At 38.2% G+C, this 23,837-nt stretch carries 26 protein-coding genes; 8 read left to right on the forward strand and 18 right to left on the reverse strand.

From position 1 onward, the window contains the following. Window positions 1-67 precede the first annotated feature (67 nt). The 4 genes from accC (at window position 68) to ACTJKN_RS23600 (ending at window position 6,001) form a co-directional block, all read left to right on the forward strand. A complete protein-coding gene (accC, locus tag ACTJKN_RS23585) occupies window positions 68-1,579 on the forward strand; it encodes an acetyl-CoA carboxylase biotin carboxylase subunit (RefSeq protein ID WP_440828151.1) in 1,512 nt (503 codons plus the stop codon). A 382-nt stretch (window positions 1,580-1,961) separates the two neighbouring features. After that, entirely contained in the window at window positions 1,962-2,546 is a 585-nt protein-coding gene (locus ACTJKN_RS23590) for a riboflavin synthase (RefSeq protein WP_440828152.1), read from the forward strand. A 169-nt stretch (window positions 2,547-2,715) separates the two neighbouring features. After that, the gene (locus ACTJKN_RS23595; protein ID WP_440828153.1) at window positions 2,716-5,364 is read left to right on the forward strand and encodes a family 78 glycoside hydrolase catalytic domain; all 2,649 of its coding nucleotides are present in this window, start codon (window positions 2,716-2,718) and stop codon (window positions 5,362-5,364) included. Between the two features lie 175 nt (window positions 5,365-5,539). Then, on the forward strand, window positions 5,540-6,001 hold the full coding sequence (locus ACTJKN_RS23600; protein WP_440828154.1) for a DUF4268 domain-containing protein: 462 nt from the start codon (window positions 5,540-5,542) through the stop codon (window positions 5,999-6,001). On the opposite strand, the gene ACTJKN_RS23605 is transcribed toward ACTJKN_RS23600, so the two are convergent. Continuing rightward, a complete protein-coding gene (locus tag ACTJKN_RS23605; RefSeq protein WP_440828155.1) occupies window positions 5,998-7,152 on the reverse strand; it encodes a tetratricopeptide repeat protein in 1,155 nt (384 codons plus the stop codon). The two genes, ACTJKN_RS23600 and ACTJKN_RS23605, sit on opposite strands and share 4 nt — an antisense overlap. Before the next feature lie 221 nt (window positions 7,153-7,373). Between ACTJKN_RS23605 and ACTJKN_RS23610 the strand changes: the two genes are divergently transcribed. After that, on the forward strand, window positions 7,374-7,670 hold the full coding sequence (locus ACTJKN_RS23610; protein WP_029277458.1) for a hypothetical protein: 297 nt from the start codon (window positions 7,374-7,376) through the stop codon (window positions 7,668-7,670). 12 nt (window positions 7,671-7,682) lie between these two features. Then, window positions 7,683-8,273 (forward strand): porin family protein, encoded by a 591-nt coding sequence (locus ACTJKN_RS23615; RefSeq protein ID WP_440828156.1) that lies wholly within the window; start codon window positions 7,683-7,685, stop codon window positions 8,271-8,273. A gap of 465 nt (window positions 8,274-8,738) precedes the next feature. On the opposite strand, the gene ACTJKN_RS23620 is transcribed toward ACTJKN_RS23615, so the two are convergent. From ACTJKN_RS23620 to ACTJKN_RS23650, 7 genes are all read right to left on the reverse strand, one after another. Further along, window positions 8,739-9,662, reverse strand: a complete 924-nt coding sequence (locus ACTJKN_RS23620) for a YihY/virulence factor BrkB family protein (RefSeq protein WP_440828157.1) — start codon at window positions 9,660-9,662, stop codon at window positions 8,739-8,741. A gap of 75 nt (window positions 9,663-9,737) precedes the next feature. Then, window positions 9,738-10,136 (reverse strand): META domain-containing protein, encoded by a 399-nt coding sequence (locus ACTJKN_RS23625; RefSeq protein ID WP_440828158.1) that lies wholly within the window; start codon window positions 10,134-10,136, stop codon window positions 9,738-9,740. A gap of 75 nt (window positions 10,137-10,211) precedes the next feature. Beyond that, window positions 10,212-10,736, reverse strand: coding sequence for a GNAT family N-acetyltransferase (locus ACTJKN_RS23630; protein ID WP_440828159.1), 525 nt, complete (start codon window positions 10,734-10,736; stop codon window positions 10,212-10,214). Window positions 10,737-10,775: 39 nt separating this feature from the next. Next, the gene (locus tag ACTJKN_RS23635; protein WP_440828160.1) at window positions 10,776-11,150 is read right to left on the reverse strand and encodes a DinB family protein; all 375 of its coding nucleotides are present in this window, start codon (window positions 11,148-11,150) and stop codon (window positions 10,776-10,778) included. Between the two features lie 177 nt (window positions 11,151-11,327). Beyond that, on the reverse strand, window positions 11,328-11,678 hold the full coding sequence (locus tag ACTJKN_RS23640; protein WP_440828161.1) for a DHCW motif cupin fold protein: 351 nt from the start codon (window positions 11,676-11,678) through the stop codon (window positions 11,328-11,330). A 56-nt stretch (window positions 11,679-11,734) separates the two neighbouring features. Further along, window positions 11,735-12,277 (reverse strand): DUF4199 domain-containing protein, encoded by a 543-nt coding sequence (locus tag ACTJKN_RS23645; protein ID WP_440828162.1) that lies wholly within the window; start codon window positions 12,275-12,277, stop codon window positions 11,735-11,737. A 203-nt stretch (window positions 12,278-12,480) separates the two neighbouring features. After that, a complete protein-coding gene (locus tag ACTJKN_RS23650) occupies window positions 12,481-12,954 on the reverse strand; it encodes a response regulator transcription factor (RefSeq protein ID WP_440828163.1) in 474 nt (157 codons plus the stop codon). A gap of 259 nt (window positions 12,955-13,213) precedes the next feature. Here ACTJKN_RS23650 and ACTJKN_RS23655 point away from each other — a divergent pair, with 259 nt between their 5' ends. Then, entirely contained in the window at window positions 13,214-14,002 is a 789-nt protein-coding gene (locus tag ACTJKN_RS23655; protein ID WP_440828164.1) for a hypothetical protein, read from the forward strand. Window positions 14,003-14,210: 208 nt separating this feature from the next. Here ACTJKN_RS23655 and ACTJKN_RS23660 read toward each other — a convergent pair whose 3' ends face one another. The 6 genes from ACTJKN_RS23660 to ACTJKN_RS23685 form a co-directional block, all read right to left on the reverse strand. After that, window positions 14,211-14,819 (reverse strand): alpha-ketoglutarate-dependent dioxygenase AlkB family protein, encoded by a 609-nt coding sequence (locus ACTJKN_RS23660; RefSeq protein ID WP_440828165.1) that lies wholly within the window; start codon window positions 14,817-14,819, stop codon window positions 14,211-14,213. Further along, window positions 14,795-15,043: an Ada metal-binding domain-containing protein gene (locus tag ACTJKN_RS23665; protein ID WP_440828166.1), complete on the reverse strand. Its 249-nt coding sequence runs from the start codon at window positions 15,041-15,043 to the stop codon at window positions 14,795-14,797. The genes ACTJKN_RS23660 and ACTJKN_RS23665 overlap by 25 nt, the downstream gene beginning before the upstream one ends. A 6-nt stretch (window positions 15,044-15,049) precedes the next feature. Continuing rightward, entirely contained in the window at window positions 15,050-15,889 is an 840-nt protein-coding gene (locus ACTJKN_RS23670; protein WP_440828167.1) for a methylated-DNA--[protein]-cysteine S-methyltransferase, read from the reverse strand. A gap of 80 nt (window positions 15,890-15,969) precedes the next feature. After that, a complete protein-coding gene (locus ACTJKN_RS23675) occupies window positions 15,970-16,503 on the reverse strand; it encodes a MepB family protein (RefSeq protein ID WP_440828168.1) in 534 nt (177 codons plus the stop codon). An 89-nt stretch (window positions 16,504-16,592) separates the two neighbouring features. Next, the gene (locus ACTJKN_RS23680) at window positions 16,593-16,931 is read right to left on the reverse strand and encodes a n-acetylglutamate synthase (protein ID WP_440828169.1); all 339 of its coding nucleotides are present in this window, start codon (window positions 16,929-16,931) and stop codon (window positions 16,593-16,595) included. Between the two features lie 237 nt (window positions 16,932-17,168). Continuing rightward, on the reverse strand, window positions 17,169-17,417 hold the full coding sequence (locus ACTJKN_RS23685) for a hypothetical protein (RefSeq protein ID WP_440828170.1): 249 nt from the start codon (window positions 17,415-17,417) through the stop codon (window positions 17,169-17,171). Between the two features lie 359 nt (window positions 17,418-17,776). Between ACTJKN_RS23685 and ACTJKN_RS23690 the strand changes: the two genes are divergently transcribed. After that, complete coding sequence (locus ACTJKN_RS23690) at window positions 17,777-18,124, forward strand: single-stranded DNA-binding protein (protein WP_230145430.1); 348 nt, start codon at window positions 17,777-17,779, stop codon at window positions 18,122-18,124. A gap of 55 nt (window positions 18,125-18,179) precedes the next feature. Here the strand turns inward: ACTJKN_RS23690 and ACTJKN_RS23695 are convergent, their stop codons facing one another. The 4 genes from ACTJKN_RS23695 to ACTJKN_RS23710 all read right to left on the reverse strand — a co-directional run bounded on the left by ACTJKN_RS23695 (window position 18,180) and on the right by ACTJKN_RS23710 (window position 23,730). Continuing rightward, window positions 18,180-20,231 (reverse strand): TonB-dependent receptor, encoded by a 2,052-nt coding sequence (locus ACTJKN_RS23695; RefSeq protein ID WP_440828171.1) that lies wholly within the window; start codon window positions 20,229-20,231, stop codon window positions 18,180-18,182. A gap of 81 nt (window positions 20,232-20,312) precedes the next feature. Next, a complete protein-coding gene (locus tag ACTJKN_RS23700; RefSeq protein ID WP_440828172.1) occupies window positions 20,313-21,632 on the reverse strand; it encodes a PQQ-dependent sugar dehydrogenase in 1,320 nt (439 codons plus the stop codon). Between the two features lie 410 nt (window positions 21,633-22,042). After that, window positions 22,043-22,606 (reverse strand): hypothetical protein, encoded by a 564-nt coding sequence (locus ACTJKN_RS23705; protein WP_440828173.1) that lies wholly within the window; start codon window positions 22,604-22,606, stop codon window positions 22,043-22,045. Window positions 22,607-22,638: 32 nt separating this feature from the next. Next, window positions 22,639-23,730: a tetratricopeptide repeat protein gene (locus ACTJKN_RS23710; RefSeq protein ID WP_440828174.1), complete on the reverse strand. Its 1,092-nt coding sequence runs from the start codon at window positions 23,728-23,730 to the stop codon at window positions 22,639-22,641. Between the last annotated feature and the right edge of the window lie 107 nt (window positions 23,731-23,837).

A 23,837-nucleotide genomic window follows, 5' to 3' on the forward strand; every position in this document is an offset into this window, starting at 1 on the left:
TTTTTAGCCAATAGTTAAATAGTTAATGGTCAATAGTCCGGTTTAATAAGATTATAAGTCTAGCCAAATGTCTAACCACTCCAAACTCATAAGCCCAATCTCCAAACTTTTAATCGCTAACCGTGGCGAAATCGCCTTGCGTATTATGCGCTCTGCGAAGGAAATGGGCATCAAAACAGTTGCAGTTTTTTCAGAAGCAGATCGTAATGCACTGCATGTACGTTATGCCGATGAAGCGGTTTGTATCGGGCCAGCCCCGTCTAATCAAAGTTACCTGGTGGGTGAGAAGATTATCGAGGCCTGTAAATTAACTGGTGCAGAGGCCATTCACCCAGGCTATGGTTTTTTGTCTGAAAATGCAGGTTTTGCACAAAAAGTTGCCGATGCCGGACTTATCCTGGTTGGTCCTTCACCGCAGGCCATGGAAACCATGGGTAACAAACTATCTGCAAAGGCAGCCGCTTTAAAATATAACATCCCGATGGTTCCGGGAACGGAAGAAGCCATACAGGATGTAAACGAAGCAAAACAACGCGCTATCGAAGTTGGCTTTCCGATTTTAATCAAAGCAGCTGCAGGAGGTGGAGGTAAGGGGATGCGTATTGTAGAGCGGGCTGAAGATTTTGAAGAACAGATGCAGCTTGCCGTAAGCGAAGCTACCTCAGCCTTTGGCGACGGAGCCGTTTTTATTGAACGATATGTTACTTCGCCAAGGCACATCGAAATACAGGTTTTGGGCGATAGCCATGGTAATATTGTTCATCTTTTTGAACGGGAATGCTCTGTACAACGCCGTCACCAAAAAGTAGTAGAAGAAGCACCCTCATCGGTTTTAACTGAAGAAATCAGGCAGCAGATGGGTAAGTGTGCGGTAGATGTAGCGCGTTCGGTTAATTATACCGGCGCAGGTACCGTTGAGTTTATTTTGGATGAGCACCTCGATTTCTTTTTCCTGGAAATGAATACCCGCCTACAGGTAGAACATCCGGTAACTGAATTAATTACAGGTATAGATCTGGTAAAAGAACAGCTAAAAATTGCCTCTGGCGAAAAGCTGAGCTTTAGTCAGGAAGACTTAAAAATCAATGGTCATGCAATAGAACTTCGCGTTTATGCTGAAGACCCGGCAAATAACTTCTTGCCTGATATTGGTGTGTTGCAAACCTATAATACACCCAAGGGCAATGGGGTAAGGGTTGATGATGGCTTTGAGCAAGGCATGGAAATCCCGATTTATTATGATCCGATGATTGCCAAACTGATCACTTATGGTAAAGATAGGGAAGAGGCTATTGAGCGAATGGTGAGAGCGATTGAAGAATATGATATTACAGGGATAGAAACTACTTTGGGTTTTGGTAAATTTGTGATGCAGCATGATGCTTTTAAAACGGGTAATTTCGATACGCATTTTGTAGGTAAATACTTTAAGCCCGAAAATTTAAAGGTACAGGATGAAACAGAAGCCTTAATTGCCGCGGTAATTGCTGCAAAACTGTTTGATAAAAAGGAGGTGAATTTGGGCGGTACAGCAGTTAAAAATAGCTCTGATTGGAGAAAAAATAGATTGAAATATTAATATACTTTTAATGAGATCGTCATGCTGAACTTGTTTCAGTATCTTTCTTGCTAATAAATTATAAAATTCGTTATTGCGATAATCGTCATTTCGAGTTTTAATTCATCGTTTAATAGTTAATTGTTTTTTCCCATTAGCACAGGCCGGCCTCGGCTCGCCGCCGCCGATGGGCTCTTTCTTTTTGATGTCAAAAAGAAACAAAAAACACCGGCTGAAAATTTTTCTTTCGAAGCGAGTAGGTTGGCTTGGGCAGTGCAGCCCGAAAAATTTGTTAGGCCGGATTTAAGTAGAACGAGGATATGCTGCTATGGCTTAGTTGGGCGGAAAAGCATAAAGCGAAAAATAGGTTAAGTTTTAACCTGATATTTTAATAAATAAAAAAATGTTCACAGGAATTATAGAAACACTTGGCGAAGTTACTGCCATTAAAAACGACCATACCAATATCCACTTTACCATCTCTTCTGCAATTAGCCATGAGCTGAAAATCGATCAAAGTGTAGCCCATAATGGGGTATGCCTGACAGTGGTGGCCTTAAATGATGGAACACATACCGTTACCGCTATAGATGAAACGCTAAACAAAACCAATCTCGATGGTTTAAAAGTAGGCAGTAAAGTTAACCTTGAGCGCTGCATGCAGATGAATGCCCGTTTAGATGGTCATATTGTGCAGGGCCATGTAGACCAGACTGCTGTTTGCGTGAAACGTGAAGCACTGGACGGTAGCTGGGAATACCGCTTTAAATATGATGCTTCAGCCGGAAATGTAACCGTAGAAAAGGGGTCAGCCTGTGTAAACGGCATTAGCCTAACCGTTGTAAATTCTGAGCCAGACGAGTTTTCGGTATTTATCATTCCTTATACTTTCGAACATACCAATTTACAGGAAGTTGAAGTTGGCGATACCGTAAATTTAGAATTCGATATTATTGGTAAATATGTTGCCCGGTTAATGAATCGATAAGCTATATTCTTTTAATATTAGTTTGTAGTTGTAAGTATTTGATAAATAGTGTTTTGTTAATTATTGTCGTTGTGCTAACGCTTAATTTTTCATAACAGTACAGGATGGTTGGTTAAATAATATTTCTGATTATCGTACAGTTAAGACTAAAAAATTAACGCTAACCAATATGAACAAGAATTTCCGTACCTCAGGCACAATAACTACCCTTACCTTATTGTTTTTATTTACAACTAATGTTTTAGCACAGAAAATCTCGGTAAAAGATTTAACCGTTGAGCATTTAGTAAATCCTTTTAGTATTGATAATCCAAAACCCAGATTTAGCTGGAAAATTATTTCGGATCTAAAAAATACCAAACAGCGCAATTTCGAAATCAGACTGGGTACAACAGCAAATATTGATAAAGTTTTATGGAAGGCTGCGGTAAAAGATGATCAATCTGTATTGATTGCCTACGACGGCCCCGGGCTATCCTCAAAAACTAGATACTACTGGCAGGTTAGGGTAAAAGATAACCACGGAAATACATCTGCATGGTCGCCGGTTCAGTTTTTTCAAACAGGTTTAAAACCTGAGGATTGGACTGCAAAATGGATTTCTGTAGCAGGAAAAGATACTTCCCTGGCCAGTCCACTTTTCAGAAAAGAATTTAACCTGAAAAAAGAAGTGAAATCTGCCATGGCTTACATTACTGCTAAGGGTTTGTATGAGGCCAATATTAATGGCGGGCGCGTTAGCGATGCTTATTTTATGCCAGGGTGGACAAGTTATAAAGATCATATTCAATATCAGGTTTACGATGTTAAGCAATCGCTAAAGAAAGGGGCCAACGTAATTGGCGTTTCACTGGGCGATGGCTGGTACAAGGGACGTATCGGGTTTAGTAATCAAAAACAATTTTATGGCGATACGAGGGCTTTATTGCTGCAACTGGAAGTGGAATATACAGATGGAACCACAGAAACCATTATAAGCGATAATAGCTGGAAAACAGGCTATGGACCAATACTTGCCTCTAATATTTATGACGGAGAAACCTACGATGCCCGTTTAGAGCCCCAGGGCTGGAATAATATTGGCTTTAAAGAACATACTTCCTGGAAACCTGTGCAGGAGCTTGCCAAGGGACCCGAAAAGCTGGTTGGGATGAGCGGACCGCAGGTAAGCAAACACGAAACGTTTAAAGCCTTAAAAATATTTAAAACCCCAAAAGGTGAAACCGTGGTTGATTTTGGGCAGAACTTAGTGGGCTGGGTAATGTTAAAAGCCAAAGGTGCGGCAGGTACCAAAATTACCATTAGCCATGCTGAGGTATTAACCAAAGAAGGAAATTTTTATACCACTAACCTCAGGTCGGCCAAGCAACAGAACAATTATATTTTAAAAGGCGGAACCGAACAGGTATTCGAACCTCATTTTTCTTTTCAGGGGTTTAGGTACGTCAAAATAGATGGATACCCTGGCGAGCTAAAACTGGAAAACCTTAGCGCTGTAGCTATTTATTCGGATATGAAAACCAGCGGAAAATTCACGACTTCAAATCCTTTGCTCAATCAATTGCAGCATAACATTTCATGGGGGCAGAAAGGAAATTTTGTTGACGTGCCGACAGATTGTCCCCAAAGAGACGAACGTTTAGGCTGGACGGGTGATGCACAGGCGTTTGCCACAACAGCTGCATATAACATGGATGTATCGGGCTTTTTTACCAAATGGCTAAAAGATGTTTCTGCAGATCAGCTTCCTAACGGCAGCGTTCCTTTTGTTGTTCCAAATGTGCTGAACCAAAATGATGCAGGTTCTGCTGGTTGGGCCGATGTCGCCACTATTATCCCCTGGGATATGTATGTTTCGTATGGAGATAAAGGCATATTGGAAACGCAGTATGGCAGTATGAAAAAGTGGGTTGATTATATTTCTTCAGTGGCAAAGAACAACCTTTGGAACACTGGCTTCCACTTTGGCGATTGGTTGTTTTACCGTCCTAATGATGATAATGATGGCCGTGCCGCGGTAACAGATAAGTATATGATTGCCCAAACATTTTATGCGCATTCTACACAGTTGCTTATAAATGCAGCAAAGGTATTGGGCAAAACAGAAGATATAACCAAATATACTGCACTATTGGAGCAGATTAAAGCGGCTTATATCAAAGAAAATATGACGCCGAATGGAAAGCTGATCTCTAACACCCAAACGGCATATGTTTTGGCCTTACAGTTTGATATGCTGCCTGAAAACCTACGTGCACAAGCTGCACAAAGATTGGTAGATAATGTAAAAGATTACGGAAACCACCTGACGACAGGTTTTTTGGGCACGCCATACCTTTGCCACGTGTTAAGCCGTTTTGGACACGAAGATGTAGCTTACGATCTGTTACTTCAAGAAAGTTACCCTTCGTGGTTATATCCGGTTAAAATGGGGGCAACCACCATCTGGGAGCGTTGGGACGGTATTAAACAAGATGGATCTTTCCAAACGGCTGATATGAATTCTTTTAACCATTATGCCTACGGAGCTATTGGCGATTGGATGTATAAAAATATTGCCGGCATTAATCCGGTATCAGCACAACCAGGTTACAAAACCATTTTAATTGCACCGAGACCAGGAGGAAAATTAACCAGCGCATCAGCAGAGCTGGAAACGGTGTATGGTACTGTTAAATCATCATGGACAATTGCAGATGGTATTTTTAAGCTCGATGTAACCGTTCCTGCCAATGCAACCGCTACAGTGGTATTGCCGAAAACCGATAAAAAAGAAGAAATAGGCTCAGGTAGCTATCATTTTGAATATAAATATTAATCGCTTATAATTGCAGCTTCGTTAAAAGAGATTATATCACTATTATAAATTTTCGAAGGTCGTCATCCCCAACTTGATCGGGAATCTTAATGCAATTAGCTTTAAGATTCCCGCCTGCGCGGGAATGACGGTTTAGTCGAATATGATAAAGTCTCTATTAGATGCAGTAAAATAAATGTACAGTAAAGAAGAAGCAGCCCGCCTGCGCCAACAGTTTTGGATTAGTTTCGGGCAATATATGAAACCCGTTCCATCAGCAAGCGGTTCTACCGTAAACTGGACGAACTACAAAACGGGGGTGAAGAACATCTTCTTTAAAATGGATGTTGATGGTAAAAAAGCCTTTATCAGCATTCAGCTGTCGCATCCAGATCCCGATATCAGGCATCTCATTTTCGAACAGTTTGAAGAGTTTAAGCTCCTGTTTACCAATACCGTAAATGAAGAATGGAAATGGATTAAAGATGCTACAGATGATTTCGGTAAAACGGTATCACAGATTTCGATCAGCATTACAGGAGTGAGTATTTTTAATCAACAGCACTGGCCTACGTTAATTTCCTTTTTTAAACCCAGAATAATTGCCTTAGATGAATTTTGGGATAATGTAAAACCTGTTTTCGAAGACCTGGTTTAATCAGTAAGGTTTAGCTGCGCAATTCTATCCTTAGAAAATTTAATTTCTTCTTTATCATTAGTTATGCTGGGCTTGCTTTTTAAATAAAGGTTATAATATTTAAGTGCATTTTTTTCCTGCTTTAAACGGGTATCGTAAAATACGGCTAAACGATAATATAAAGTTGATGTTGCTTTAAATTGCAGACCTTTTTTATAGGCTGCACCTGCCAAAGCCAGTTGATCGTTTTCTTCATAAACCAACCCCAATAAAGAATAATAACTGGAAGTATTGGGCGAAATGGCCTCATCGATGGTTTTTCTCGTATAAATAGCTGCCTGCGGATAATTTTTTAAAGCGCGGTAACTAAGTGATGTATAATATAAGGTAGCCTCATTTGCCATCACTGCCACCTCCAATTGTTTAAAAAGATCGATTGCCTTCTGGTACTTCTTTGTATAGTAATAAGCTTTTGCAACATCTTTTATCACCCCTGCATCGGCGCCATCTTTCAACAGTTTCTCTCCCGATGCAATCACTTCGTTGTACTTTTTAAGCTGGTTTGCAATAGGAAGTTTAGCCCTTTGCAGCACCAGGTTATCACTATCTCCTTTAATGGCAATATTAAGCACATCATAAGCTTTTTCATATTGCTGATAAGCAGCATGCAATTCAGCGAGATCGGTAGCAACATCGCCCTCTAGCGGATTGATCAGATTAGCCTTTAAGAGGTAAATGAGTTTAAGTGAATCATCCTTTGGAGAACTGTACAAATTGGCCAGCAGTTTGTACACATTAAAATTATTGCTGTCTATTTTTACAATTTCGCTGTAATAAAGCTTAGCCTTTTCGGTATTACCTCTTTTGGTATTGATACTGCCTAGACTGAAGAGAATAGGCAGGCTTTGTGGCTGCAGCTCATAAGCTTTGCTATAAAATTTTTCTGCTTCAATATTGTTGCCCGCCATTAAAAAACAATAACCAATCTGGCTGAGGCTTTTAAAGTCGTTCACTTCTTCTCCATAAACACCTTTGAGGTATTGAGCAGCATCGCCATAACGCTGGGTCTGATAGAAATCGAAAAGTTTCTCCTTGTCAACAGCACTTGTATTTTGCGTATAACCAGCTAAACTTAAGCTAAATAACGCCAATAATGTAAGAAGCTTTTTCATTTGTATTAAAATTTGCTTTTTAGTGGCAATGAAGCTATCATGATTTATCTGCTACATTTTTTTACGATTTGAAATCATGATGGTTTCAATGTTAATAATTTAAACTAATTTATTAGTTGTTTTCGGTATTTCCAAATCTGTTTTGTTAAAAGATTGGCGAAATAAAACAAAACCAGCGCTAAGGGGTTTATAAGGAATAGTTGAACTAAAAATAAGAACCTATGAATACTTTAAAGAAGTTTGAATTAATGGAAAAGATTGTGCGTGAATTGGAAGACTTACAAAACTCTCAGCAGGCACTTATTCAGAAAATTGGTAAAATTGAAGTAGATAATATCGAATTGGGCGATAACCGCCTGGAAAAAGATTTACCGGATATTCATCAAAATTTAGCTGATAACTTAGATACTATCTCAGGAATTTTAGATTACTTTGCAGGTAAAACACAAAACTTTGGTGATAAAAACAATGTTGATGCTTTAAAAGAACAAGAAGCCATTAACAACGCCACCAGCTAAAATTAATCGCATATGAAATTTTTATCCTTAACCGTTGCCTTTTTGCTTGTTGGCTTATTTGCCAGCGCACAGGTACTGCCATCTTTCCAGCTGGGCATTAAAGCTGGTGCGAATTTTTCGAAATTCGATAGTGAAAACACTTTTAACAGTAACAACCGCGCTGGTTTTTACGGTGGCCTTTGGGCCAGAGTAGGTGCGGCAGGCATTTACTTCCAACCGGAGCTATATGTTTCGGGAAAGAAGGCAGATTTAGTAAGTGAGTCAACGGGTGAGGTAAATAAAGTACGTTTTACAAGTTTAGATGTACCTTTGTTGATTGGTACCAAAATTGGTGCTGTTGGTATCGGGGTCCGCTTAAATACAGGACCAATGTTTTCGTTGATATTAGATGAAAATCAGAGTTTCGGTCAGGCTGCAGGAAGTGTTTTCAGAGCCGACTTTAAAAATCAAGCCTTGGCCTGGCAGTTTGGAGCAGGTTTAGACCTTAAAAAATTAAGCTTCGATGCACGTTACGAACTTGGTCTATCAAAAATCAATAAAGCAGGTTATCCTGGTACTAAGTTAAACTTATTTACAGTTGGCTTAGGTTATCGGATTTTTTAATCGAAAATTATATTTAAAGAGGTGTTCATTTAAAGATGAGCACCTCTTTTTATTTGAGCTGTATTAAAAAGCAAAAGAGGTAATATTATATTTCAAACAATACAGTAAGCAGCCGAACTTGAAGCTTTTAAGTGTAATGAAGTTTAAGTTTGTAAAATGTTGACCAGCCTTTCTATGTATAATTATTTTAACTAGGACATTCCACATAGATCATTCCTTTTTAAGGTGCTTTTGCTGCAATTTTTTATGCATCAAAATCGGCTAATTATTAGATCTTGGAGCGGCTGGGGCCGAAGTAGTAGTTATTTCTTCTTTTCCCATAGTTTCCTAAAGGATAATAGGTTAAATAAAAGCTCGAACAATAATTCCATTCTACTAATATAAGTAAAATATTTGATGATGAGGCGTCTTTAAATTTACACTGGACACAGCAAACATCAATATGCTGTGGAGCCTAAAGGCCTGCTAATCCTCTTTTTCTGGTTCAACTTCTGTTAACTCATAAGCAAACGATCCGTTTTTTGGTATAATGGGTGTAGCCCGACCGACACTTAATGCTTTAATAAAAGACGCGCCAAAATAAAATATCAACGAAGAGTAGAATACGAAAAGCATAATTACAATAATCGAACCTGCTGATCCATAGATATTGCTGATGTTACTCAATGGCAATAAAATCCTTAAAATATACTTTCCTGCTGTAAACAGGCATCCGGTTAACAGGCCTCCAGAAATTGCTGCGCGCCATGTAGGACGCCCGTTTGTTAAATACCTGAAAAGTATGGTAAACCAGGTGGTTACGATGATCACAAAAACCAATTGGTTGATGATCGAAGTTAAGACCAATCCGAAAGAAGGAGCACCGTTTTTTAGATAGGCACCAATATAAGCCTGCACACTGTCGGCCAGTAAGCCTATAAAAAATAATATGCCGGCAAATAAGATAATCGTAACGGATATAGCCCTCGATTTAAGGGTATTAACAATCCCTTTTTTATCTTTTTGGCCAATGTTCCAAATCTGCTCCAAAGAGTTTTTAATCACATTAAATAAGGTGGTAGCTACAAAAAGGAAAAATATAAAACTAAACAAAGTAACATACCAGGCCTGATTGATACCACGGATGTTTCTTAATGTAGTTCTGATCTGTAAAATACTCTCATTGTCGAGGATACTGGCCAGGCGTTCGAAAAGGTGTGTAGCCAATAAACGTCTATCGGTAAACATACCGAAAAGCCTGATGAGGATAATTAATATTGGTGGTAAGGCGAAATTAGTGAAAAAAGCAGTAGCGCCGGCCAGGCGTAAGGGGTCATTCTGCTGAAATAAATTAAATGCTTTTCTTACGGTTGAGAAAAAAAACTTCAGATCTTCTGTTATCGATGGCATCACTCCTGCGTTAAACTCAAAAGGCCGAAAATAGTAAAAATACTTTATTCAGCCTTTTTCATGCATGTAAAGATTCTAGTTTGTTTTGGTGAAAACCAGTAAGGTTTTATCGCCATCCAGCAGATGCAGCTTATTATCAGTTATTTTAGCACCATTAACCTGATTAAGGGCATGTAAGTAAGCGCGTTCGGCTGCATCAGTTTCCTGACAGAACATTTTTGTGCCAAAAACATTTTTAACGGTTATTTTATTATCTGCAATTTCTCCCTGGCCGCCGTAATTGTTACAAAACGATTTTCCACTGACTTTCAGACTGTCTGCAAAGTTTAGGGTTGCTTTTGCTGTGCTTGGTAATGTTAAGCCGGGTAGTTCAGTTAACTCCCATTTGGTATTGTTAAAGCTTGCCGGATCTAATTTTTCTTTGCAAGAACTCAATAACAAGATCAGTATTCCGCAGTAGATAAGGTGTTTCATAAGGTAAGGTTTAAATGATTTTCCTTTTAACATCAAAAACTAAACCACAAAAGGTGAAATCAGCTTTTGATTAAGCTAAACTGATTTTTCAGCCTTCATCCAATGGTGTTTTATGCCATGGTAATCGAATATGTTAATCCGTTTTAAACCCACTTTTTCCAACACATGGATAGATCCCAAATTACCAACATCCGCTATGCCAATAATTTCATGCAGATTTAGTTCATTAAAACCATAGTCTCGTGCCGCCATTGCGGTTTCAGTTGCGAAGCCCTTTCCCCAAAACCGTTTACTAAACCGATACCCAAGATCGTAATAGTTAATATGGTTATTGGTAGATTCTTTAATTAGTTTTAAGCCCGACCAGCCCACGAAATTACCTGTTGCTTTTTCGATAACAGCCCATCTGCCAATACCGTTTTCAATATATTGTTTTCTGATAAATTCGATTTCTGCGATACTTTGTTCGATTGATTTTACTGGCTTATTGCCCAGGTAAAGGTGCACTTCAGGATCACCATCCATTTCAAACATGCCTTCAGCATCTGTAGGTAGCAATTCGCGTAAAATCAAACGTTCGGTTACGGCAAAAATCTTCATTTATAATCTTTTGTTCAAAATTAAGATAATTTCTAAACCTTATCTAAGACTGTCTTCGTAAACGGGCCCGTACATACTTGGTACCTTATTCCCTGTTGAACGCAGGTATACAATCATTTCGCCACGGTGGTGATAAATATGGTTCATTAAAAAGCCTCGTATTACCTGGATCCTTGGCATGGGCTGGAGAACCGTTTTACCTCCAGCGATCATTTTCCAATCTTCGAACATGCTTTTGTCGGTGGCCGATTCGATACTTTCTTTGGCCCTGTTAAAGGCCCGTTCAAATTTGCCTATAATGTTTTCGATATCGCTGATATCTACCTCGTCACGCTTATAGGTATCCATGTTAAATTCGTTACCATGAAAAGTTCCTGGATACCAATCATAGATCTCTGCAATGTGCGATGCCAATTGGGCCGTAGTCTAGGAGTGTGCTGAGGGTATAAAATCCAAAGCACTGTTTGGTATTGCGTTTAAAAGTTTGCGGGTGTTTTCTGCTTCATGAAGAAATTCACCCAAAAGTGATTTAACCAGCATCATTTTATTTTTATAATAACTGTGAAACGGGGTGGTACTTAATAAATCACCTTAAGTATCTTTTGGTTTTAAAAAACTGCCATCAATGATTAAAAGTTTCACGCTTTCCTGTGATACTGACCGGTGTGAACTTAAATCGTCAGAAACTACATACGTCATCCCCGTGCTTAGTGCGAATGTTGCTCCATCCTCCATTTCACTTACAAAGCTACCTGCCAAACAATGTACAATGTGACCTTTCTGGCACCAATGATCGGCAAGGTAGCCTGCAGAGTAGGTTACAATCCTCATCCTTAAGCCATCCAGGTTTAAGGTTTGCCAGGTTGCTGTGCCTGTTTCGCCAGGGTATTCTACTTTTTCTATCTGGCTCCAATCTATATTGGTAAAGGGTATCGTATACATAGCTGTTTTTTTAATGGCTTAAATATTAATTAAAGGAGATCAGATTGACAGGTATCCTAAGCGGTTTTTGCACTTAATAGAGCATCCTGTTTTCTTTTCAGAATTAGTGCTGCTACCAATGAGATCAATATCCCTACAGGCAGTATTTCCATATAGGTAAATAGAACCACCATGACTGGGTTTTTGTACATCTCCTGATTAGAGGCCAGTTCTTTTGTTTTTGTTGCCAGCTCAGCTGCCGATGCACCATCTGCTTTGGCTTCTCTAAGTGCCTGGGCAACATATTTATCCATAAAATCAGGCATAAATACGTAATAATCAATCAACCAGACCATAACATATATGGTAGAAGCTACCAAACTGATCAATGCCCCGATTTTAAATGCTTTGCCGAAAGTGATTAATCCATCGTTGTATTTATCGCGGTAGTTTTTGATGCCGACAAAAATAAAGGAGAAAGCCAATACCATTGAGGCGTAGCCGATAAGCATGCTGTGCTCAAGGTTCGGGTGGCTGTAACATCTCGCCATAGAGAGCACCATCAAGGTTGATACAATTAAGCCGGCGATTAATCCAAATACGATTACGTTCTTTTTCATCAGTATATAGTTTTTTTTTAATTGTGATGAAGCTATCATGAGCAATATTCATCTCTGTCTGTGAGCGTTTGCTCATGATGGTTTCATCTGTTTCTAATTTTAAGAGGTTTGCACCACAAAATTGCTTCGATTATTTTTTTTAACCCTCATACTTTAGGGTGATTTTTCAGATTGGTTGCTTTTTAATGCTGATAGTGAGTCTATCAAGGGATAATACTGAGTCTTTTGGCTGTTTCTATGGCCTGTGTTCTGCGTTTAACTTCCAATTTCTCGAAAAGCCTGGCGTTATGTGTTTTTATGGTGTTTAAAGAAACAAATAACTTTAACGCAATTTCCTGGTTGCTTAAACCTGCAGACATGAGCTGCAAAACCTCCAGTTCTCTTTTGCTTATGTTGAGTTTTGTCAACTCTTTTTCGTTGAGGATAAATGTTTCAGGCTTCCCGGTAAAAACTTCTTTTTCGATCAGTATGGTTTTGGGCCTGGTTAATTTAAGTGCGAGCCAAATGCCTAAAGCTGTAAAAATAATGGCTATCGAACCAGCATAAATTTCGAACGCATGGTTGATGATAATGAGACGAACTTCAAGCCACTTTAGCAAAAATAGTAGTGCAGCAAGGAAAACCCCATATAAGATTACGCTTTTATTTTTAGCGAGAAAATTTGGTGTGTTTGCCATTGGTTACCTGTTCATCAAAAATAAGGAATTTAGTCTGAAGTAGCCAATTCTGCCATCAAATCATAAAAAGTAAGGAGTTTGAATCTGAAGAAGAAGCAAATGCCAGCCGCTGTGGTCTTTATAATTAATAGATAGCTGAATATCAGCATAAAACACAATCTGCTGCGCTTTTTAAGCAGATGCGGTAATTTTCTGGTGACTTTGATAAAATAAGCGCAATAAAGATTATAAATTAGCAAAAAAATAAATAACTATACCTATGAAAATTACGCTTTATGCACTCTTACTTTCCGTTGTTTTATTTGGCTGCGGTAAATCTGAAAAAGCCTACAAGGCAAGACCATTTGCTGCCAGTGACGATTTTAATGTTTTTCCAAAATCGAAGAAAAATGTACTTACTATCATAAAAACAGATTCTGGTGCTTTGGCAGCAGCCGATCGCTTTGCCATTCAATCTAAAGATACCACTATCGTTATTGACGATGCCCCAAATGCCGCTGCGCAGAAATTTATTATTGCATCATTCATCAATACACAAAAAACAGCTGTATTAGTACAGGTTGCTAATGAAACAGGGAAAATGGCTCCGTTTTATATCATTTCTGTTAATGATGGAAAAACCGAAGTGGTGAGCTTGAATAAACCTTCAAAAGGTGCTGAAGATAAAAAATATACCAACGGTTTAGAAGAATTAACACGCAGTAATATTTTGGTTAATAACGATTTTTTTATCACAACAATAAATTCAAGGGTTTATCCTATTAAGAGACAAAACCAGGATGAACGTATCCAGGGGAAATTTTTTATGTATTCTAGCGATAAAACCACACTAGCCTTTTTAACTGCCAATTCTTTGTATCAGGTAAATAGGGCAACTGGCGAAACTTTTAACCTGCCATTGCCAGCAGCATTAATAAATGAACCTGAAACCCTTGTTGGGAATATTCAAAGAGATTATACCTGGGTAGCTAATGCAAATGGAACATCTTTCTTAAAGAAAAATGCTGATGATGACCGCATAGTAGATATAAAGGAATTTAAACACTAAGATTTTTGAAGTTTTATTGGCTGGGGTAATACTATGCCTTAACTCAATTAGAATTGTTATCAGGTTGCCATTGATAGATCTCTTAAGAAAGGTCGTCATTGCGAGGAGGAACGACGAAGCAATCTTTCATACTATTGATCCTTGTTATAAAGATTGCTTCGTCGGCTGAAAAAGCCTTCTCGCAATGACGATATCTAAACCCTTTAAACTAAACCACCATCGTTCTAAAGGTTAGGTTTATCCTTGGCTTACTTACTTTTTTGGTCGGTGGAAGGCGGTGCAGCCAATTGGTTTGTGTTTCATCTTTCATCACCAATAAACTTCCATTTTCTAAAAACAAGGTTACCGTTTCTTTAGTTTTTTTATGTTTGAAAAGAAATCTTCGCGCTGCACCGAAACTTAATGATGCAATGGCAGAATCTTTAGCTAAGGCCTTCTCGTCGTCGCTATGATAAGCCATTCCTTCATCACCATTGTGGTATAAATTAAGTAAACAAGAGTTAAATGCGGTACCCGTTTGCTCCTCTGATATTTTTTTTAGCTCCAGTAACTCCTTTGTCCATGGTAGGGCCATTTTCGATTTATTGGAGTAAGTATAAGAATAGGCTTCATCTCCATACCAGGCTACTTTTCTTTTGGTGATGATGTGTTTGCCCATAATAAAAGCTTCATCATTTTTCCATTCAACGGTATTCATCAGTATATCAAAATAATGATCGGCTTCGGATACCGAGAATAATTTTCCATAATAATTTACTGTTCCACCGTATGGGAGCAGATTTTGGTTAACATCTATTGTAGTGTTGAATAAATCCATTGTTTATATGCTGTTTTTAAGCAGTGCCCGCAAGGGCGGTAGCCATGTTGAAGCGCTTCATCTACAGAACGGAAAAATACACGGTTTTTTTTCTTCATCCGCTTTCCCGATCTGCATTTAAGTAATCCGTAAATCTTCAATCTGGCATTTCCGCCAAGGCAAATATCTTTGTTTTTTAAATGTTTTTTGGGTTCTTCCGTTGAAATATCTGCATGTTTGATCATGCGGGGCTAAACATTAGTTTTTGCGGCCTCCCAACCAATCATGGCTGTTTTTCTGTTCACTCCCCAGTGGTAACCGCCCAAAGCACCGCTCGATTGTATTACCCGGTGACAAGGAATGAGAAAGGCTACCGGATTATCTCCAATCGCTGTACCCACTGCTCTGGATGCATTAGGATTTTGTAATTGTTTGGCAATGTTACCATAAGTGGCCAATTTACCCATAGGAATTTTTAACAAAGCTTCCCAAACTTTTAACTGGAAGTCCGTTCCTTTTAAATGCAGTTTAATCTGATGCAATTTGCTCCAATCGTGACTGAAAATAAATAATGCATTTTGCTGCTCTTTATCCAATATCTGCTGATATTGAGCTGCAGGGAACTGGCGTTGCAAATTTGCCAAAGCAATGTTTTCGTCGTCATAAAAAGCGATATGGCAGATTCCTTTTGAGGTGCTGGCTACAATGATATTACCGAACGGACTTTCTGCAAAGCTATAATTGATATGGAGGTTTTCGCCGCCGTTTTTATATTCTCCGGGTGTCATCCCTTCAATGTTTACAAAGAGGTCGTGCAGTCTGCTGGTTCCCGATAAGCCGGTTTCCAGTGCGGTATCGAATAAACTTTGGTTTTCTTTCAGCATTTCTTTGGCGTAACCAATGCTAATGTACTGCAAAAAACGCTTAGGGGTAGTGCCTGCCCATTCGCTAAATAATCTTTGGAAATGAAAAGGGCTTAAATTTACTTTCTCTGCAATTTCTTCTAAACCAGGCTGTGTTTTAAAATTAACCTTGATATAGCTGATAGCTTCGGCTATACGATTGAAATTGATTTCTTCTTGTGCTTTCATGGTCTTGAATAATTTATATCCAAAAGTAATTTGGAAAGAAACGGTAAACTACCCGAAACTTGCTAAGTTTAACTGGAATTTTAAAATCCTGTTTGTTTAATTCCATTGCCGATTAATTTCTTCGCCATTGCAAGATCGATATTTTCAATAACATCAATCTGAAGAAAATAAGGCACTTGCCACTGTTGGGTTTTCTCTGCCTGTTTATTTGTTACTGTATCCCAGGGAGGATAAACCCTAATCCCTCTTTTACCTTCTATTCCATTTTTGGTAATAATTTTATGTTGTACCAATATGGCTTTTGGAAAAATAAACTGGCCAGATAGTCCAGCACTATGGGCAGATATTATTAATAGATCAAATTCATCCTGATCATTAAACGGAGTAGTAATTCCTGCTTCATTCCGCTTCCATATGGTTACAAATTGACCAGTCTTGGTTGGGGTAATTTTAGCAAGACGGTGTTTGATTTTTAGGCCGTTTAATTCAAAAGTACAGGCTGCATATTCCAGACTTTCAGTTTCTATTTGTAGATTATTTATTTGATACCCTAATGGGTGGTAAACTAAATTTGATGCAGTTTGTAATATCAAGGGCAATTTAGTTATCGACATGTTAGTTAAATAAAATAGGGGATGAAAGAAACTGAACGAAATAAGGAGCTTTTATCTGATTGATCTTAGCTGCTTAAATAGCCTAGCCCTTATTGCTCTTCAATGATTGATTGTCCTTTCGATTTATCTCCTGATGTCCATTGCCAGGTTTCATGAAGTCTGATTTTGCCATTGGCTAATTGTTCTGGCTTTGAATGGCAGATTCCGGTCATTAGCTCTCCTTGATTATTTACCTGGTGATAGCGCATTTCGATATTGCCGTTTTCATCAACTAAGCCAATCAAATGACCAAAAATAATTTTTCCGCCGGTATATTCAGCAGTAAGGATATTCCCGGTTTGTTTATATCTAAAAATGGTTTCGTTTGATGTTTCACCATTTTCTGTATTATTGGTGGGTTTAAAAAGCTTGTTGTTATAGTTTATCATAAGGTGATAAAACTAATCATCTCCTCCTGAATAAAAAAATCATACGATTAGCCTGCTACAAATTTTAGGTGTTTAAATCCAGTGATAAGTTAATTGTATAATGGTTATTAATTTCCCGCTGATCACGTAGATTAACGCTGAGTAAATTACAAATCAGCGCTTTCTGCGAAATTTGCGGGAGATTATATGCGCCTTTTTTATGCTGGAAATAACACGAGCAGACCAAAGCATTTTGAACTAGGCCAACCAAAGCTTTTCCTCCCTTTTTACCAGCAGGTAGCTGTCATCACCTAAAATTAAATAACCGTATTCATAGCAGAAAATGTATGTGTTACTGTTTTGGGTTTCATAACTATAAGTATGGTATTCAAAATTAAAGCCTGCCGAAATTAGTTTTTTACCGGTAACCTTGGTTTTACCATTTGGATTAAGCGCAGCAAGGATAGCCCGATTCTTTCTGAGTATGCTATTTACCCTTTTAATCACCAGATTATCCTCAATCTTTAAACGGTTGTTGTAATTGTTGCGACAAGAATCATCACAATATTTTTTATCGGCCCTTCCTCTAATCAGGGCTCCCGCAGTCTAAACATAAACGTTCCATAATAATTTCTTTTTTTTATTATGGGATGATGACCTAATTTATAAAATAAAATGGTGGAATAAAAAAAATATAAAACAGCGTCTTGAAGCTTTAAATGCATGTTTTCCGTGTGTAAACGTTTATAAACGACTATAAATGTTTACGATCCGACTAATTTTTGATGCAGTTTACAATTTTGTCCTGTCGGTTATCGAGGTGATGACTGTTCGTTAAACATTTAGAAACTTAAAATTTAAAGATCATGGAAAGTGCAATTAACAAAGTAGTATTGAGCGGATTTGCAGGAGCAGATGCAGAGATTAAAACTTTTGGAAGTCAAAAATTGGCAAAGGTTAACCTGGCCATAAACGAAACCTATAGAAATTCTGGGGGCGAAGAAGTAAAAAGAGTGCAATGGTTTAATTTAACTTTCTGGAATGCAAAAGCCGAGCTTGCCGAAACTCAGGTTAAAAAGGGTACAGGCTTAACTGTAGAAGGCAGGTTACAAACAAATATTTATGATGGTACAGACGGTAAAAAACGCTATGCAATAGAAATAGTAGTTAGTGATGTGATCATCAGGGAAAGAGAAAAACAAGAAGCCTTTTAGCTTATAGCATACTCGCATCATATAGATGTTCAATTTATATGATGCGATTTAAAGGTTACAATGTAATAGAAAGACCAGTATAAAAATTAATTCCTGGGGCTGGGTTAAAATACCTCCCATTTGCGGCGTTTAAATCATTGCCCAGGCTGTAATTAACATCAAGTAGGTTGTTTACACCCGCAAATAAATCAAGGCGGGTGCTGCTTAACCTTAGGTTTTTTATTCCGGCTTTTACTTCAAGAAGATGGTATCTTTTAGAGAAGGTTGTATTGGCATCATTTAGCGGAATAGCTGAGGTGTAGTTGTGTTGCGCAAAGAGGTAAAGTTCTTTCTTAAAGTTAAATTCCAGACTATTAACCCATATATTTTTTGGAACACCGGTAAGTTGGTTACCCGCATAATTGCTAGTGCCGCTTACAAAATCTTCAAATTTAAATTGGCTCCAGGTATAATTGCTTCTTAGCTGTAATCCTGTTAACCATGAAGAATTGTTTTTGATGATCCATAAGGCTGTTTCGAACTCAATTCCCTCTTGTTTTGTTCCGCCTGCATTTATGAAATATTCAGCGTCATTTTGATTTAGCCTTCTTACAATAGCATTTTTTAATTCGTAATGGAATATATTTCCGTTGGCGTAAAAACGGTTATTACCTGTTTTATACCTTAAGCCCAGTTCATAATTCCAGCCAGACTCTGCTTGCAGGTCATTATTGATATTATTATCAGACGATCTCACTTCTGCTATCGTAGGCGTTGAATAACCTTTACTTACCGAGGCCCTGACAGAGAAGTCATTTGCGATTAAGTAAGATAACGCAGCCTTTGGCATAAATTGGGCATTAAACTTGCGCTCTTTTGTTGCAATTGTTACAGGGAAGTAGCTTTCATAGTTGTAGCTGAAAAAGTTTAAACTCGATGCAAGTTCGATCAGAAATTTATTGTTGATGTCGAAGTTTAATCTGAAGTAAGCAAAATCCTGGCTGGCTGTTAAGCGGTCTGAGGCTTGCATTGAGCTAGCTTCCCCGCTATTGTTATTAAAGTTTTTAATCTGACTTTTGGTGGCAGAACTTTCTAATCCTATTTGAGCATTAAATTTAATGTCTTCTTTTGCCTGAGCGTATTCTAAAAATGTTCTTAATCCAAGCGTACTTTCGTAGCGCTTTTCGTAATTAGTTATAAACGGGTTCTTGAAATCGGTATACGAGGTAAATAAAGCAATAACATGCTTTAGGTGTTTATTGATCTGGTACGAATTGGATATTCCCCCGAAAATGGTTCTATTGTAAATGGCAGCTCGCTGTGAAATGGCGCCGGGCAGTGTTGGTGTTGCCGGACGGGCCAGTTTAGGATTTTGATCTAATTGTGCAGCCGTTAACCCACCTGGTGTTTCGTAGTTTAAATCGCTGTAAAAAGCAAAAGCCTTTAAACTGCCAGCGTGGCTATAATTCCATTGCTGCAGCGTTTGAAAATATTTTCTACCCATTGCACTGTTTTGTCGATACCCATCGCTTCTCTGATATCCTTCGCTAAAGCTGAAACTATACTTTTTATATTGCTGTTTGATTGATGCCGTTTGATGCAAAAGGCCATAAGAACCGCCAATGGCTGAAATATTAATTTCATTGTGGTTTATGGTAGGAGGATTAATCAAAATAGCACCACCTGTATTTGCACCAAAAATACTGGCTTCAGGTCCCTTATAAATCTCCATCATACTTACCGCAGATACATCTAAGGCATTCAGGTAGGTATTTCCGCCTGCATCAGTTAATGGGAAATCATCAATGTAAATTTTAATATTTCGAATGCCAAAAGGAGATCGGAGTAAACTGCCACGAAGCGATAAACGATAGCTACCTGGCGAACGTTCTTCCATTCTTACACCAGGAACTGTATTTAAAGTACTCACTAAGGAACTGCTCTGCTGATTTCTGATTAAATTGCTATCAATCAAAGTTACGGCTGACACCGATCTTAATAATGAATGCGAATTGTAATAGCCTTTAACGGTAACTTCTTCGAGTTTTTTGGTCGAATCAGGTTTTATCGTTTGTGCTAAACCGGTAAAGGAAAATAAAATCAAGAGTAGGGTAAGGTTCGGTTTCAATAGAATGATAATTGATGGTTTAACCACAGATTGGCAGATAAATTTAATGCATATTCTGCTAACCTGTGGTTATTTTGTAAACTATTTAGCAGCAACCCTCCAAATTATGCCACTAACATCATCGGCAACCAGTAATGCTCCATCGGGTGTTAAGGTAACGCCAACAGGACGACCATAAACTTCGGCCTTATCAGCATCAGCCACAAAACCAGTTAAAAAATCCTCTGGTTTGCCTGTTGGCTTTCCATCTTTAAAGGGTACAAATGCAACTTTGTAGCCGGAAATGGTAGAGCGGTTCCACGACCCATGCTGACCTATAAATGCACCTCCCTGATATTTTTGAGGAAATTTTGTGCCTTTGTAAAAAGCTAAGCCCAAAGAGGCGGTATGCGCGCCCACTGCTACATCAGGCACAATTGCTTTTTTAACCAGCTCCGGATTTTTACCTTTTAAACGGGGATCTTCATTTTGACCAAAATAAGAATACGGCCACCCATAGAAGGCCCCGGGTTTAACACTGGTAATATAATCGGGAACAAGGTCGTCCCCCAATCCATCGCGTTCATTTACAGCCGTCCAAAGCATGTTTGTAGCTGGCGCCCAATCTATTCCCACAGGGTTACGTAAACCACTTGCATAAATTTCCTCACCTGTTCCATCTGGATTGATTTCCAGTACATTAGCTCTTTTTACCTCGTTTTCCATTCCATTTTCACCAACATTACTGCCCGATCCGACGGTAATATAAATTTTGCTTTTATCCGCATTGGCAATTAAATTTCTCGTCCAATGATTGTTATATCCACCGGCTGGGAGACTCAGGATTTTTTTGCCGGTAGCGTTTATTTTCGTGTCACCGGTTTTATAAGGAAATTGCCACAAGCCATCGGTATTGGCTACATAAAAAGAATTGCCAATAATCAGCATTCCATAAGGCTGATTGAGCCCATTCAAAAAAGTGGTAACAGTTTCTGGCTTACCATCTTTATTTTCATCGCGATATAATAAAATCGTGTTGGCACTTTTACCGGGTACTTCAGATTTAGCTTTGCCGGTTACTGCATTGGCAACGGCTTCTGCAGTGCTTCTTTCCGAATTAGAAAGCGCTACCAGTACATCCCCGTTTGGTGCAATATAAGTATTGCGCGGGCTTTTAATGTTTGAAGCAAATCTAGTTACCACAAAACCCGCTGGGGCAATGGGCGTTTTACCTTCAGGCCAATCGATAACCTTGCTAAATTTACTTTTGGCCGCATTGGTATCGGGTGCAGGTAAATCTAGTATTCCGCTTTTGGTGGTAAGTGTTGTATCTTCTCCTTGCTTTTGCGAACCTGAATCAGACTGACATCCGAAAAGAATAAGGGATGAAAGTATTGTTGTGCAGAAAATTTTATTTTTCATGTTAACCCGTTTTGATAAAGGAATTAGTTTCAGAAAAATATAACATCAAAACGGACAGATGGTTTTGCCCGGTACACAAAAGATCACTATAAAACAATAAAAGGAAAGTACCCTGGAGTACCTTCCTGGAGAGCGCATATTATTTTCCCTGGTTCAATGCTATGGTTAACAAGAGGGAAGTACTTTTATATAATTCTTTTAAAATTGAGCTATTATTGAGCAACCAAAATCTGATCACCGAAAGATGATACGTTTTTAGTAGTATGAGAGTGGAGCAAAGGAATTTGAGCATAAATTTCCAGTTGTTAATTCGCAAATGATTAGTTAAAACTAAATTAAAGAATTACACCTAATATTTTAGTTAAATTTTGTTAAATCCTTTCTAAATTAAATCTGGATTGCTTCTGGCCTTATTTAACCAGATTTTCCTGTAATTTCTTTTCGATGTCTTTAGCGTTTAATATCAGCGCAGAGAATTGAGGATCTGATTTTACCAGTAAGAACTTCCCGTTGGGAAGGATAACTGCCGAGGTGCCGCAAGATGTAACTTCTTTAAATAATAATTTTCTAAGAAAACCCGAATCGGTTTCTATTTCTAAGCCTTTCGATTTGACCTGACTAAAACTTTCTCCGATCTCACGGTATTGGTAAATGGCAACTTTCGGCCTGGCCTCGGCTTTTTCGAGAATGTTTTTTTGAAAGGTCCATCTTACATTGTTCAGGAATTCTGCGTTCTGATAGTTAAGGTCTTTCCAACAGGCGTCCTTATTGAAATCGTATTTGATGATAATGGTATCTTTTAAGGCAAGCCTCTGGTTTTCTTTTAAAAAAAGATGCAGCGAATCCATCTGCGCATCGGTCAGTGTTCCGGCCTGATAACGTTTATCTTCGTCAATATAAAGCTTTGGGGAACAGCTATAAATAAATATCGATAATAAAGAGAGTACGAATATTAATGGTTTAAAGCTTTTCATGACGAATATTGTAGTAACAATGTTTATGGAGGTTATTGATATTGTAAACGGTAGAATTTATGGGCATCATCAACCGATAATGCATTTCCGCTGAACCATTTCATAAAGTTATTCCAGTTGGAACTGTTGCCAAGTTGCCATTTATTAAAAGCAACCTCATCCCCCATCATTAAAATCCAGTAGTTATAAGGCGCTAAAAAATCCTGTTCTGCAAGTTTCTGCTGATAATCGAAAAGAATGTTTGGGTACTTTTTATCGTTGCCCCCTTTTATAAAGTTTTTAAGGAAATTTGCCCTAATATCGCTCAGACTGTTTAAGTTAATTTCTTTCTGACCAGCAACGGCCAAGCTTAGGTTCATTTCATAAACGACTGAAAAAGGCATTTTAAAGTTTTTTGGATCCTTAAGCGCATCGAGTGTAAGTGTATGGTTTTTTGCGAAGGATATTTTTGTAGTGTCTCCCTTAACCTGGATCTGGCTTGTATAAGTATCAAAAAGAAGCTTGCTTATTTCCCGGGTGCGTTTGGTGTTTCTTTCCAGGTTCATAAATAGCTCACCATAAAGCATGCCCCATATTTTTTCTGTAGAACCGAGGTATATTTTTGTTGCTCTATAATAATTTGCAGCATATGAAGGCTCTACTTCGATGCCTTTTTCGTAATATTTTATCGCGTTGTTAAAATCTTGCTTATTCAATTGCATATTGCCCAGCTCAGTATATATCTTACCAGACTTAGGAAATTTTTTTAAGCCCTTTTCATAGGTTTCAATGGCTTTTTCGGGCTGGCGCAGGTAATCGTAGGCATTGCCTAAAGCTTGATAAACCAGATCGTAAACATCCTTGTGTTTGGTTAATTTTTCTAAAATTTCGGCAGCTTTCTGATGATCTTTTTTGCCAGAATAAGAATACGCGAGTTCGTAGGGATAAGTGATATTTTCAGGATCAAGTTTTTGCGATTCTTCTAGTAATTTGATGGCTTCATCAAATTTACCTTCTTCATCTTCAAGTTTATAAGCTTGCTGTGCTTTTGTTTTTGCCAGCGCTTTATCCTCTGCGGTCTGCGCGAAAACGGCTTGAAATGATAAGAAAATAAGGAGAGAGAGTAATTTAGTAGCAATTTTCATCTGATTAGTAATGGTTTTAAGTACTACCTAAGGATGCGGAATGTTGGCGAAATCCATAGATAGTACATAAATTTATAACTAAAATTTTAAGGATGAAAATTTTTGGT

It is taken from the genome of Pedobacter sp. 22163 (genome assembly GCF_052045595.1).
Taxonomy (GTDB): domain Bacteria; phylum Bacteroidota; class Bacteroidia; order Sphingobacteriales; family Sphingobacteriaceae; genus Pedobacter.

Excerpts from the sequence above, each read along its gene's own strand:
- ACTJKN_RS23660 (WP_440828165.1), bottom strand. The coding sequence starts at position 14,819 with ATGGATTTATTCAACACTACAATAGATGTTAACCAAAATCTGCTCCCA.
- ACTJKN_RS23625 (WP_440828158.1), bottom strand. The coding sequence starts at position 10,136 with ATGAAACACCTTATCTACTGCGGAATACTGATCTTGTTATTGAGTTCT.
- ACTJKN_RS23690 (WP_230145430.1), top strand. The coding sequence starts at position 17,777 with ATGGAAAGTGCAATTAACAAAGTAGTATTGAGCGGATTTGCAGGAGCA.
- ACTJKN_RS23590 (WP_440828152.1), top strand. The coding sequence starts at position 1,962 with ATGTTCACAGGAATTATAGAAACACTTGGCGAAGTTACTGCCATTAAA.
- ACTJKN_RS23630 (WP_440828159.1), bottom strand. The coding sequence starts at position 10,736 with ATGAAGATTTTTGCCGTAACCGAACGTTTGATTTTACGCGAATTGCTA.
- ACTJKN_RS23610 (WP_029277458.1), top strand. The coding sequence starts at position 7,374 with ATGAATACTTTAAAGAAGTTTGAATTAATGGAAAAGATTGTGCGTGAA.
- ACTJKN_RS23675 (WP_440828168.1), bottom strand. The coding sequence starts at position 16,503 with ATGTCGATAACTAAATTGCCCTTGATATTACAAACTGCATCAAATTTA.
- ACTJKN_RS23605 (WP_440828155.1), bottom strand. The coding sequence starts at position 7,152 with ATGAAAAAGCTTCTTACATTATTGGCGTTATTTAGCTTAAGTTTAGCT.
- ACTJKN_RS23620 (WP_440828157.1), bottom strand. The coding sequence starts at position 9,662 with ATGCCATCGATAACAGAAGATCTGAAGTTTTTTTTCTCAACCGTAAGA.
- ACTJKN_RS23680 (WP_440828169.1), bottom strand. The coding sequence starts at position 16,931 with ATGATAAACTATAACAACAAGCTTTTTAAACCCACCAATAATACAGAA.
- ACTJKN_RS23705 (WP_440828173.1), bottom strand. The coding sequence starts at position 22,606 with ATGAAAAGCTTTAAACCATTAATATTCGTACTCTCTTTATTATCGATA.
- ACTJKN_RS23645 (WP_440828162.1), bottom strand. The coding sequence starts at position 12,277 with ATGAAAAAGAACGTAATCGTATTTGGATTAATCGCCGGCTTAATTGTA.
- ACTJKN_RS23655 (WP_440828164.1), top strand. The coding sequence starts at position 13,214 with ATGAAAATTACGCTTTATGCACTCTTACTTTCCGTTGTTTTATTTGGC.
- ACTJKN_RS23710 (WP_440828174.1), bottom strand. The coding sequence starts at position 23,730 with ATGAAAATTGCTACTAAATTACTCTCTCTCCTTATTTTCTTATCATTT.
- ACTJKN_RS23615 (WP_440828156.1), top strand. The coding sequence starts at position 7,683 with ATGAAATTTTTATCCTTAACCGTTGCCTTTTTGCTTGTTGGCTTATTT.
- ACTJKN_RS23595 (WP_440828153.1), top strand. The coding sequence starts at position 2,716 with ATGAACAAGAATTTCCGTACCTCAGGCACAATAACTACCCTTACCTTA.
- ACTJKN_RS23665 (WP_440828166.1), bottom strand. The coding sequence starts at position 15,043 with ATGATCAAACATGCAGATATTTCAACGGAAGAACCCAAAAAACATTTA.
- ACTJKN_RS23600 (WP_440828154.1), top strand. The coding sequence starts at position 5,540 with ATGTACAGTAAAGAAGAAGCAGCCCGCCTGCGCCAACAGTTTTGGATT.
- accC (WP_440828151.1), top strand. The coding sequence starts at position 68 with ATGTCTAACCACTCCAAACTCATAAGCCCAATCTCCAAACTTTTAATC.
- ACTJKN_RS23670 (WP_440828167.1), bottom strand. The coding sequence starts at position 15,889 with ATGAAAGCACAAGAAGAAATCAATTTCAATCGTATAGCCGAAGCTATC.
- ACTJKN_RS23700 (WP_440828172.1), bottom strand. The coding sequence starts at position 21,632 with ATGAAAAATAAAATTTTCTGCACAACAATACTTTCATCCCTTATTCTT.
- ACTJKN_RS23640 (WP_440828161.1), bottom strand. The coding sequence starts at position 11,678 with ATGTATACGATACCCTTTACCAATATAGATTGGAGCCAGATAGAAAAA.
- ACTJKN_RS23650 (WP_440828163.1), bottom strand. The coding sequence starts at position 12,954 with ATGGCAAACACACCAAATTTTCTCGCTAAAAATAAAAGCGTAATCTTA.